Consider the following 11550-nt stretch of genomic DNA (forward strand, 5'->3'; position numbering starts at 1 on the left):
GATCCGGGTGGAGAGGCGTGCTGGCTATTCGCCCAGTGGTTCCAGGAGGGCTGCTGTCCAGCGCTCCTTGCGCCAGGCCCGGCGCTGCTTCTTGTCGAGGTAGGTCCAGGCGACGAAGCGGCTCTGCTTCTGTCCCTGGGCCATGTCCACCACGCGGATATCGCTGGCGCCCAACGTCTTCAGGCGCTCCTGGAGGTTCGGCAGGTTGCTCGCCTTGGATACCAGGGTGGTGAACCAGAACACCTGCGTGGCGAACGCCCGGCTTTCCTCGGCCATGCCGGCCAGGAAGGCCGCTTCGCCGCCCTCGCAGTACAGCTCGGCGCCCTGGCCGCCAAAGTTCAGTAGCGGCAGGGTACGGGTCGGGTCGAGCTTGCCGAGGTTCTTCCACTTGCGCCGGCTGCCGCGCGTGGCTTCGTCCAGCGAGGCGTGGAAGGGCGGGTTGCAGAGGGTCATGTCGAAGCGCTCATCGACGCCGATCAGGCTCTGGAATATCTGCCTGCGATCAGGCTGCCGGCGCAACTCGATGGCAGCGGCGAAGCGTGGGTTGGCGGCGAGGATCGCAGCGGCCGAGGCCAGCGATTGCGGGTCGATGTCGGCGCCGACGAAGCGCCAGCCGTATTCGTGGTGGCCGAGCAGCGGGTAGATGCAGTTGGCTCCGGTTCCGACGTCCAGCGCACGCAGGCCGGGACCGCGTGGAATCAGGCCATCGTGGCTGGCGCCGAGCAGGTCGGCCAGGTAGTGCAGGTAGTCGGCGCGACCGGGAATGGGCGGGCACAGGTAACCATCGGGTATATCCCACTCGCGTACGTCGTAGAACTGTTGCAGCAGCGCGCGGTTGAAGGCTTTCACCGCCGCCGGATCGGCGAAGTCGATGCTCTGCCTGCCGTACGGATTGAGGATGACGAAGCGCTCCAGTTCCGGGCTGCCGGCGATCAGGCGCGGAAAGTCGTAGCGTCCCAGGTGGCGATTGCGCGGGTGCAGCGGGCTGGCGCTCTTGCGCTCGGCGTCGGGATGCGGGCTGGTCGGGCGGGGCATGTTCTCGGTTTCCGTGACGGCGAGGCGGGCATTATTCACATCCGCCGGAGGCTGGCCAGTGTTTCTGCCGAGCGGCGCGCTCCTGGCCCGGTCACAATGGAAACAGCCACGGAATCACCAGCACGCAGACGAACATCACCAGCAGGGTAAATGGCACGCCGATCCGGACGAAGTCGCCGAAGCGGTATTGGCCAGGGCCCAGCACCAGGGTGTTCACCGGCGAGGAAATCGGCGTCATGAAGGCTGCCGAGGCCGCCACCGCCACCACCATGGCGAAGGGGTAGGGCGAGGCGCCGATCTGCTTGGCGGTGGCGATGGCGATCGGCGCCATCAGCACCGCGGTAGCGGTGTTGGAGATGAACAGGCCGATGGCCGCGGTGAGCAGGAACAGGCTGGCCAGCAGCACGCGCGGGCCGGCGTCGCCGAGGGCGTCGACCAGCAGCGAGACCACCAGGTCGATACCGCCGGTCTTCTGCAGGGCCAGGGCGAAGGGCAGCATGCCGACGATCAGGACCAGGCTTTGCCAATGGATGGCGCGGTAGGCGCCGTCCATGTCGATGCAACGGAACAGGCCCATCAACAGGCAGCCGACCAGCGCCGCGACCACGTTGGGCACCACTCCGCTGACCATCAGCGCCACCATCACGGCCAGGCTGAGCAGGGCGTGCGGCGCCTTGCTCAGGGCCGGCGCCACCTCGTCGATCTCCGCCGGCAGGCTGAGCACCAGGAAATCGCGGTTGCGTCCCTGCAACTGGCGGATCGCCTTCCAGGCGCCGATCACCAGCAGGGTATCGCCCAGGCGCAGCTTCTCTTCCAGCATGCCGTCGGTGAGCGCTTCGTGGTCGCGACGCAGGCCGACCACGTTGAGCCCGTACTGCGAACGGAAGCCCAGTTCCAGGACGCTCTTGCCGAGCAGGGTGGAGTCCGGCGGCAGAGTCACCTCGGCCATGCCGACCTCCCGCGACTGGTCGATGAAGTAGCTGGCGCGGAACGGCAGTCGCACCAGGTTCAGCTCGGCGCAGCGCCGGTCCATGTCCTCCGGAGGGGCGAAGACGTCCAGCAGCAACACGTCGCCCGCCTTCAGCTCGGTGCTGCCGCCGACCTTGACCACCTCGCTGTGGAACTTGCGTACCCGCTCCAGGCCGACCACGTTGGCGCCCAGGCGGGTGCGCAGTTGCAGTTCTTCCAGGGTGCTGCCGATCAACGGCGAGCCGAGCTGGACCTGCAGGCGCCGTTCGCGGCCGGCCAGGCGATAGTCGCGGATCAGGTCGCGCAGGGTCCGCCGTGCCTTCGGCGCGCCGACTTCCGCCGGGCTGGCGGCGTTCAGCCAGTTGCGCGTGAGCAGCATGTAGGCCACGCCGATGGCGAGCACCATGAGGCCTATCGGGGTGAAGGCGAAGAAGCCGAAGCCGGCATGACCCTCGCGCGCCAGCTCGCTGTTGACCACCATGTTCGGTGGCGTGGCGACCAGGGTCATCATGCCGCTGATCAGTCCGGCGAAGGCCAGCGGCATCATCAGCCGGCCCGGAGGGATCTTCAGCTTGGCGGCGATGCTCAGGACCACCGGGATGAAGATCGCCACCACCCCGGTGGAACTCATCACTGAGCCCAACCCGGCCACCGCCAGCATCAGCAGTACCAGCAGGCGCGCTTCGCTGCTGCCGGCGCGGGCGATCAGCCAGTCGCCGACCTGGTAGGCCACCCCGGTACGCACCAGGCCTTCGCCGATCACGAACAGCGCGGCGATCAGTATCACGCTGGGATCGCTGAAGCCGGCCAGGGCTTCGTTGAGGGTAAGGGTTCCGCTGACGCTGAAGGCCATGATCACCAGCAGGGCGATCACGTCCAGGCGCAGGCGGTTGTGGATGAAGAGGGCGACGGTGGTGGCGAGCAGGCCGACCACCCAGAGCAGTTCGAGGTTCATGCGGGCATCTGAGCGGGAGGATGCCTGCGAGTGTGGCAGACGGACGCGGATCGCGCCTTGATCTGCTGCAGGTCGACGGCGCCTCCCCGCTTCGCCGCGGAGAGGCGCCGCGGCCCTGTCAGCCGAGGAGGAGGGCGTCGTCGGCGAGCTTCTCGCCGCGCACCTTCTCGAACATCGCCAGCAGGTCCGGTACGTCGAGGCCCTTGCGTTGCTCGCCGGAGACGTCCAGCACCACCTGGCCCTGGTGCAGCATCACCGTGCGCTCGCCCACGTCCAGCGCCTGGCGCATGCTGTGGGTGACCATCATGGTGGTGAGTTTCTTCTCGGCGACGATCCGTGCGGTGAGATGCAGGACGAAGTCGGCGGTGCGCGGGTCGAGCGCCGCGGTGTGTTCGTCGAGCAACAGGATACGCGACGGCTGCAGCGCCGCCATCAGCAGGCTGACGGCCTGGCGCTGGCCGCCGGAGAGCAGGCCGATGCGGTCGCCGAGGCGGTTCTCCAGGCCGAGGCCGAGGGTCGCCAGGCTTTCCCGGAAACCGTCGCGCATCGATGCCTGCACCGCCCTGCCGAGGCCGCGACCGGTCCCGCGACGCTGCGCCAGGGCCATGTTCTCCTCGATGGTGAGGTCCTCGCAGGTACCCGCCATGGGGTCCTGGAACACCCGCGCGACGCGGTTGGCGCGGGCCCAGACCGGCTTGCGGGTGACGTCTTCGTCGTCGATCAGGATCTGTCCGCTGTCGATCGGCAGGTCGCCGGAGACTGCGTTGAGGAAGGTCGACTTGCCGGCGCCGTTGGAGCCGATCACGGTGACGAACTGGCCGGCCGGGATGTCCAGCGACAGGCCGCGCAGGGCGCGGGTCTCGATGGGGGTGCCGGGGTTGAAGGTGATCTTCAGGTTCTTCGCGCTGAGCATGGTCAGGCTCCCTTCTTGCCGAGCAGGCGTTTCTTCATCATCGGAATCACCAGGGCGACGGTGACCAGCACCGCGGTGACCAGGTTCAGGTCCTGGGCCTGCAAGCCGATGAAATCGCTGTTCAGCGCCAGGGCGATGAAGAAGCGGTAGACGATGGCACCGAGGATCACCGCGAGGGTCGCCAGGATCAGCCGGCGCGAGGGCAGGATGCTCTCGCCGACGATCACCGCGGCCAGGCCGATGACGATGGTGCCGATACCCATGGAGATATCGGCGCCGCCCTGGGTCTGCGCGAACAGCGCGCCGGCCAACGCCACCAGCGCGTTGGAGATGGCCATGCCGAGCAGGATCATGCCGCCGGTGTTGACCCCCTGGGCACGGGCCATCCGCGGGTTGGAGCCGGTGGCGCGGATCGCCAGGCCTTTCTGGGTGGTGAAGAACCAGTCCAGCAGCAGCTTCGCGGCGATCACGATGAACACCAGCAGCAGCGGCCGGAACACGTAGTCGCTGAGCCATTCCGGCTGCAGCAGGGTGAACAATGTCGGCTCGGCGATCAGCGGTACGTTGGGCTTGCCCATGATGCGCAGGTTGATCGAGTAGAGCGCGATCATCATCAGGATGCTGGCGAGCAGGTCCATGATCTTCAGCTTGACGTTGAGCAGGCCGGTGGCCAGCCCGGCCAGTGCGCCGGCTGCGGTGGCCGCCAGGGTCGCGCTGTACGGGTCCCAGCCGAGGGCGATGAGGGTCGCGCAGACCGCGCCGCCGAGCGGGAAGCTGCCGTCCACCGTGAGGTCGGGGAAGCGCAGCAGGCGGAAGGAGATGAACACGCCGAGTGCCACGAGGCTGAAGATCAGGCCGATCTCCAGGGCACCGAACAGGGAAAACAGAGACATGACTTCGTAACCGAGTGCGTGAAGGCAGGATTATCGTGCCGTCCGGCCACGGGCGGGAGGCCCGCGGCCGGCGGCCGCTTTTTTTACTTGATGACTTCCGCGGCTGACTTGAGCAGTTCGTCGGACAGGGTCACGCCTTGCTTCTGCGCGGCCCCGGGATTGACGAACAGCTGCAGGTTGTCGCTGGTCTCCGGCTTGATCTCGCCCGGCTTCTCGCCCTTGAGGATGCGCACCACCATGCGGCCGGTCTGCTTGCCCATCTCCTTGTAGTTGATGCCGAGGGCGGCGATGGCGCCGCGCTTGACGCTGTCGGTGTCGGAGGCGATCAGCGGGATCTTCGCATCGTTGCCGACCTTGACCAGCGCCTCGTAGGCGGACACCACGTTGTTGTCGGTGTTGGTGTAGATCGCGTCGACCTTGCCGACCAGGCTGCGCGCCGCCGAGCTGACGTCCACCGAACGCGGTGCCGAGGCTTCGACCAGGCTCAGGCCCATCTTCGGCAGCAGTTCCTTCAGCTCCTTGACCACCACCACGGAGTTGGCTTCGCCCGGGTTGTAGACCATGCCGATGCGCTTGGCGCCCGGCACCACTTTCTTGATCAGCTCGATCTGCTTGTCCAGCGCGAGCATGTCGGAAACCCCGGTGACGTTGGTGCCGGAGGCTTCCCAGCTCGGCGTCAGGTGCGCGCCGACCGGGTCGGTGACGGTGCTGAAGACGATCGGGATGCTCTTGGTCGCGGCCACCAGCGCCTGGGCCGACGGAGTGGCGATGCCGACGATCACGTCGGGCTTGTCGCCGATGAACTTGCGGGCGATCTGCGCGGCGGTGCCGGTGTTGCCCTGGGCGCTCTGGTACTGCCACTTGAGGTTCTTGCCGTCTTCGTAGCCGGCCTCCTGGAGGGCCTCCTTGACCCCGTCGCGAGCGGCGTCCAGCGCCGGGTGCTCGACGATGGCGGTCACGGCCACCGACTTCTGCTCGTCGGCGTTGGCGCCGAAGGACAGGGCCATGCCAAGGGCCAGGGCACTGAGGGGCAACCATTTATTCTTATAGGCCTGCATCATGCGGCGATCTCCTGATTGTATTGGCGCGCTGTAGCGAATTGTTCTGATTGGGCGGTGCGGGTACAGCGTGGCCGAAACATCGCATTTTTCGCGCAAGTCGTCAGCAGGTTTGATGTTTTTTCTTGCGGCGGGATTACCGCTGGGGGGCGGGCAAGGGGGAGTGCCTGCCCTTTGCGAAAATTCGATGAGGCCCCGCGTGGCCTCCGAACAGAAGGTCATCGGTTTCGAGCCCAACCAAAGATATGTGGCCAATTGATGGCCTTGTGGTAAACGTCTCCCGAGTTGCAAGGACGCGTACCGCACCGCCTGCCTGGGAGCGGTGCTTTGCGCCCGGTCTGCGTGCCTGCCATGGGGGTGGGCTCTGGGGGATGCATGGTGGGGCGTTGGAGTGCGTGGATCGTCGCCGTGGCGATCTGTCTCATGGTCGGGGACGCGACCGCCGCTGGCTGGCGTTCGGCAAACTTCCGTGTCTATAGCGGCGACTATAATGGCGACGGTCAGCCGGACCTCTACCTGAAGGCGGTCACTTCGGTGGTCGTGGTGGGAGGCGAAGTGGCTACGCCGATTCCGCTCCTGCCACCGTTGAAGAATGTCGTCCTGCTGCGCAATGGTGCCAGCTACAGCGCCCTCTACGATCCACCGGCGGCGGATCTGAACGCCGTGGCCTGGACGGCGGCGCCCTACCAGAGCTTCATCGGCGACCTGAATCGCGATGGCATCCTCGACCTGGTCCTGCAGCCGAACGATTCCAGCGACTCGCTGCTGATCGTCAGCGGCAACCCTTCCGCGCACGGCGTACTGCAGGTAGCCAGCGGTACCGGGCGTTGAGTCAGGAGATATGGGGGCGGCCTGCTCAAGGATCGTCGGAAGTAAGTGTGCAGGCATATAAAGGATCGCTTCCTGATGTTCATGTTGGTATAGCGTTTTTGACCTTTAATCCCCCTCGTGAAAGTGGGTATCCAACATTTGTGGATTGGCGCTTGGGACAGCCGGGGGGTAAGAGGGGATTATGCCGCTGTCTCTTTGTTTCTTTATAAGAGTGCGCAGGTCTATAGGAGGGATTTAGTTGAGGTCAAGGAGAATGAGTTGGGATGAATGGGCGCTTTTATGACTCGGTGCTCGGGCGGTTTAATCAAGGCTGTTAGAAGCATGGGTGGGAGAGTTGATAGGAGCCCATCCATTTGAGTGGTAGCCGCCAAGGAGGGTGGCATGGACTTACTGAATGAAAGTAACTCATCATGAGTTTTCGGTGACTTGATGAAGAGATACGATATTTTAGCCTTGGTGGAATTATCTGAGGAAGTGCCTAGGCCTAAGGTAAAAGGTGTTGCGAGTGGATACTCTCCGCAGCATAAATTTCGTCAGGTGGAATATCTTGCTAGTGGGGTCCATACCTATCCTGGAGATAAAGTCATCTATCCGGGAGAGGCTGTTGTGGCTAGGATAAAGTTTGCTAGCTGGGAGTTCTTCGGTAATGACGTGAAGGTTGGTGATGTCTTTGAAATCAGGGAGCTTGATCGTGTCGTAGGGGTGGGGGTAGTTAAAGAAATATTTTGAATTTCTCTAGCTTGAAAATGGTGCGGTTATTTGAGTGTTTCTTTATAAGGGTTCGCAAGTTTGTAGGGGCTTGTTTTGCCTGGGAGGGTTTGTTTGAACGGCTGGGCTGGGTAGAATAATTTTCCTGTTGCCGTTATAGATAGGTTTCTGGGTGAAATGGTTGGTATTTGCGGTGAATTTTAAATGAATGAGGATGGTTTGGGTGGGTTTTGTTTTGCTGTTTATGGATGTGTGGGTAAGTATTTATTCTTGTTGAGATATATCAATTGTCATGGTAAGGGTTGAAGTTTTCATGAATATGGTGTGAGGTTGAGCGCCAGAGAGGGATGTGATGGCTGATTTTGAATATTATATTAAAGCTGGTATGGCGCTACGGTGTAATTCAGAAGGGTTGTGGTATTTGTCCATGGGGGATCAGGTCTTTTTTCTCCAGGAGGAAGAGAGTTTTTGGAGGGTTCTGGTTTTATTGGAGAAACCTTACGAAGAGGTTAGGGAAAAGCTTGAGGGGGGATTTTGTTACTTAAATGTTGTTTTGGCGGGACTGGATAGTGAGTCTGACTACTGGATTGGTTTGGCACTTTCTTGGATAGAGCAAGGAGGAGTAGAAGTCAGTGATGTACTACTAGCACGCTTGGAGGGGGTGGTTGAGGGGCGGAGCGCCTCTCAAAAAAATAGGCATAAAGCTTTTTCAGTATTGAGAAAGATAGGTGGGTAACTAATGGATATTTATTTTTCTAAAGGCATGGTTGCTTTAGTCAGTTTATAGAGTGGGGTTTTGACGTTTTGCAGTGAGTGTTGTTAATGGTTTCTTGTTTTTTAAGGTGTTATTGTTTTTTGTTATGGCTGCTATTCACATCAATATCAGCCCACGCCATCGATAAAAAAGTCAACAACGTCACCATCATGCGCGTGGGCTTCATGGTGGACGCAAATTCTCCGGGTGGAGGCTGGGGCTTCATCGTCAGCAAGCCGGGAGCGGCGGATTGCGGCTTTGGCCTGATGCGCCTGCCGCCGATGAATACCGATGCCGGCAAGGCCATGCTGTCGCTGATGCTGAGCGCCCTGGCCACACAGAACAAACTGCCGGAGATCGCCTATTCGGCCAGCGCCACGGTGAACGCGGTATGCCAGATCACTTCGGCGCAGATAGACAGCGGCGCCTGAGGGAAGAAAGGTACGAGGCCGCAGCCCCGTACCTTGGCGAGAGTGCTTAGAGCGCAGCGATCTTCTGCCGTTGCTCGGCCAGCTTGGCCAGGGCCTGTTCGGCCTCGGCTAGCTTGGCGCGTTCCTTCTCGATCACGTCGGCCGGGGCCTTGGCGACGAAGCCTTCGTTGGACAGCTTGCCGCCGACGCGCTTGACCTCGCCTTCCAGGCGCTGGATCTCCTTGTCCAGGCGCCCCAGTTCGGCGCTCTTGTCGATCAGGCCGGCCATCGGCACCAATACTTCCATGTCGCCGACCAGGGCGGTGGCGGACATCGGCGCTTCCTCGCCGGCTTCCAGCACGCGGATGCTTTCCAGCTTGGCCAGTTTCATCAGCAGCGGCTCGTTGTCGGCCAGGCGGCGGTGGTCGCTGGGCGAGGCGTTCCTGAGGATGATGTCGATGCGCTTGGCCATGGAGATGTTCATCTCGCCGCGGATCTGCCGTACGCCGAGCATCAGCGCCTTGACCCATTCGATGTCGCCTTCGGCGGCGGCGTCGATCCTGCCTTCGTCGGCCACCGGCCAGGGTTGCAGCATCAGGGTCGGGCCTTCCTTGCCGGCCTGGCCCTTGATGCGTTGCCAGATTTCCTCGGTGATGAACGGCATGAACGGGTGCGCCAGGCGCAGGGCCGTCTCCAGCACGCGGATCAGGGTGCGACGAGTGCCGCGCTGGCGCTCGATGGGGGCGTTCTCGTCCCACAGCACCGGCTTGACCAGCTCCAGGTACCAGGCGCAGTACTCGTCCCAGATGAACTCATAGAGGGCCTGGGCGGCCAGGTCGAAGCGGAAGGCGTCGAGCTGGCGGGTGACTTCCTGCTCGGTGCGCTGCAACTGGGAGATGATCCAGCGGTCGACCGAGGACAGCTCGACCGGCTCGCCGTTGACCCCGGTGTCCTGGCCATCGGTGTTCTCGATGACGAAGTTGGCGGCGTTCCAGATCTTGTTGCAGAAGTTGCGGAAGCCTTCGACGCGGCCCATGTCGAACTTGATGTCGCGGCCGGTGGAGGCCAGCGAGCAGAAGGTGAAGCGCAGGGCGTCGGTGCCGTAGCTGGCGATGCCTTCGGGGAATTCGGCGCGGGTCTGCTTGGCGATCTTCTCCGCCAGCTTCGGCTGCATCATGCCGCTGGTGCGCTTTTGCAGCAGGGTATCGAGGTCGATGCCGTCGACGATGTCCAGCGGGTCGAGTACGTTGCCCTTGGACTTGGACATCTTCTGGCCCTGGCCGTCGCGCACTAGGCCGTGGACATAGACGGTCTTGAACGGGATCTGCGGGGTGCCGTCGGGGTTCTTCACCAGGTGCATGGTGAGCATGATCATCCGCGCGACCCAGAAGAAGATGATGTCGAAGCCGGTGACCAGTACGTCGGTGGGGTGGAAGGTCTTGAGGAACTCGGTCTGCTGCGGCCAGCCGAGGGTGGAGAAGGTCCACAGGCCGGAGCTGAACCAGGTGTCGAGAACGTCTTCGTCCTGGCGCAACTCGACCTCGTTGCCGAGCTTTTGCTTGGTGCGCACCTCGACCTCGTCGCGGCCGACGTAGACGTTGCCGGCCTCGTCGTACCAGGCCGGGATGCGGTGGCCCCACCAGAGCTGGCGGCTGATGCACCAATCCTGGATGTCGCGCATCCAGGAGAAGTACATGTTCTCGTACTGCTTGGGCACGAACTGGATACGGCCGTCTTCCACGGCGGCGATGGCGTCTTCGGCCAGCGGCTTGGTGCTGACGTACCACTGGTCGGTCAGCCAGGGCTCGATGACGGTGCCGGAGCGGTCGCCCTTCGGTACTTTCAGTGCGTGGTCGTCAACCTTCTCGAGCAAGCCCATGGCCTCGAACTCGGCGACGATGGCCTTGCGCGCGGCGAAGCGGTCCATGCCGGCGTAGCTCTGCGGCAGGCTGGGGTCGAGGTTCGGGTTGACGCTGCCGTCGAGGTGGAACACCTGGGCCTGGGCCAGCACCGCGGCGTTCTTGTCGAAGATGTTGATCAGCGGCAGGTCGTGGCGCTTGCCCACTTCGTAGTCGTTGAAGTCGTGGGCCGGGGTGATCTTCACGCAGCCGGTGCCGAATTCGCGGTCGACGTACTCGTCGGCGACGATCGGGATGCGCCGGCCGACGATCGGCAGTTCGGCGAACTGGCCGATCAGCTTGGCGTAGCGCTCGTCTTCCGGGTGCACCGCGACCGCGGCGTCGCCCAGCAGGGTTTCCGGACGGGTAGTGGCGACCACCAGGTAGTCCAGGCCTTCGCTGGTCTTCGCGCCGTTCACCAGCGGGTAGCGCAGGTGCCAGAGGTGGCCCTTCTCGTCGTGGTTTTCCACTTCCAGGTCGGAAATCGCGGTGTGCAGCTTGGTGTCCCAGTTCACCAGGCGTTTGCCGCGGTAGATCAGGCCGTCTTCATGCAGGCGCACGAAGGCTTCCTTGACCGCTTCGGAGAGGCCGTCGTCCATGGTGAAGCGCTCGCGCGACCAGTCCACCGAGGAGCCCAGGCGACGAATCTGCCGGGTGATGTTGCCGCCGGACTGTTCCTTCCATTCCCAGACCTTCTCCAGGAACTTCTCCCGGCCGAGGTCGTGGCGGCTCACGCCCTGGGCGCCGAGCTGGCGCTCCACCACCATCTGGGTGGCGATGCCGGCGTGATCGGTGCCCGGCTGCCACAGGGTGTTGCGGCCCTGCATGCGGCGGTAGCGGATCAGCGCGTCCATGATCGCGTTGTTGAAGCCATGGCCCATGTGCAGGCTGCCGGTCACGTTCGGCGGCGGGATCATGATGGTGTAGGGCTGGCCTTCGCCGCTCGGAGCGAAGTAGTCGTTGGACTCCCAGGTCTCGTACCAGGAAGTCTCGATGGCGTGCGGCTGGTAAGTCTTGTCCATGCGAAAGGGGACCAAAGCTGAATATGGCTGGGGAAAATGCGAAGAAAGTTCGGGAGTATAGCGGGGATGGCGGCCCGGGGGTAAGGCCGCGGGCCGCGGCGGGG

10 protein-coding genes are annotated in these 11550 nt (G+C 63.1%); 4 read left to right on the forward strand and 6 right to left on the reverse strand.

Features of this window, described 5'->3' with window-relative positions; translation table 11 throughout:
- Positions 1–24 precede the first annotated feature (24 nt).
- From rlmF to HMPREF2716_RS25305, 5 genes are all read right to left on the reverse strand, one after another.
- Positions 25–1035 (reverse strand): 23S rRNA (adenine(1618)-N(6))-methyltransferase RlmF, encoded by a 1011-nt coding sequence (rlmF, locus tag HMPREF2716_RS25285; RefSeq protein ID WP_003162586.1) that lies wholly within the window; start codon positions 1033–1035, stop codon positions 25–27.
- Between the two features lie 91 nt (positions 1036–1126).
- Positions 1127–2959 (reverse strand): SLC13 family permease, encoded by a 1833-nt coding sequence (locus HMPREF2716_RS25290; RefSeq protein WP_003100585.1) that lies wholly within the window; start codon positions 2957–2959, stop codon positions 1127–1129.
- 118 nt (positions 2960–3077) lie between these two features.
- Complete coding sequence (locus tag HMPREF2716_RS25295; protein WP_003159390.1) at positions 3078–3872, reverse strand: ABC transporter ATP-binding protein; 795 nt, start codon at positions 3870–3872, stop codon at positions 3078–3080.
- A 2-nt stretch (positions 3873–3874) separates the two neighbouring features.
- Positions 3875–4765, reverse strand: a complete 891-nt coding sequence (locus HMPREF2716_RS25300) for an ABC transporter permease (RefSeq protein WP_003092881.1) — start codon at positions 4763–4765, stop codon at positions 3875–3877.
- A gap of 83 nt (positions 4766–4848) precedes the next feature.
- Positions 4849–5826: an ABC transporter substrate-binding protein gene (locus HMPREF2716_RS25305; RefSeq protein ID WP_003100588.1), complete on the reverse strand. Its 978-nt coding sequence runs from the start codon at positions 5824–5826 to the stop codon at positions 4849–4851.
- Between the two features lie 405 nt (positions 5827–6231).
- On the opposite strand from HMPREF2716_RS25305, the gene HMPREF2716_RS25310 reads away from it, so the two are divergent.
- From HMPREF2716_RS25310 to HMPREF2716_RS25315, 4 genes are all read left to right on the forward strand, one after another.
- Positions 6232–6654, forward strand: coding sequence for a hypothetical protein (locus tag HMPREF2716_RS25310; RefSeq protein ID WP_223720404.1), 423 nt, complete (start codon positions 6232–6234; stop codon positions 6652–6654).
- A gap of 429 nt (positions 6655–7083) precedes the next feature.
- A complete protein-coding gene (locus HMPREF2716_RS29485) occupies positions 7084–7383 on the forward strand; it encodes a hypothetical protein (protein WP_123903204.1) in 300 nt (99 codons plus the stop codon).
- Positions 7384–7714: 331 nt separating this feature from the next.
- Complete coding sequence (locus tag HMPREF2716_RS29490) at positions 7715–8098, forward strand: hypothetical protein (protein ID WP_123903205.1); 384 nt, start codon at positions 7715–7717, stop codon at positions 8096–8098.
- A gap of 86 nt (positions 8099–8184) precedes the next feature.
- Positions 8185–8547, forward strand: a complete 363-nt coding sequence (locus tag HMPREF2716_RS25315) for a hypothetical protein (protein WP_048909923.1) — start codon at positions 8185–8187, stop codon at positions 8545–8547.
- A gap of 46 nt (positions 8548–8593) precedes the next feature.
- On the opposite strand, the gene HMPREF2716_RS25320 is transcribed toward HMPREF2716_RS25315, so the two are convergent.
- Positions 8594–11446 carry a valine--tRNA ligase gene (locus HMPREF2716_RS25320; RefSeq protein ID WP_003453781.1) on the reverse strand — a complete coding sequence of 951 codons (2853 nt, stop codon included), beginning with the start codon at positions 11444–11446 and terminating at the stop codon, positions 8594–8596.
- Positions 11447–11550 lie beyond the last annotated feature (104 nt).

Origin of the sequence: Pseudomonas sp. HMSC076A11 (assembly GCF_001810205.1) — a bacterium.
GTDB classification, from domain to species: domain Bacteria; phylum Pseudomonadota; class Gammaproteobacteria; order Pseudomonadales; family Pseudomonadaceae; genus Pseudomonas; species Pseudomonas aeruginosa.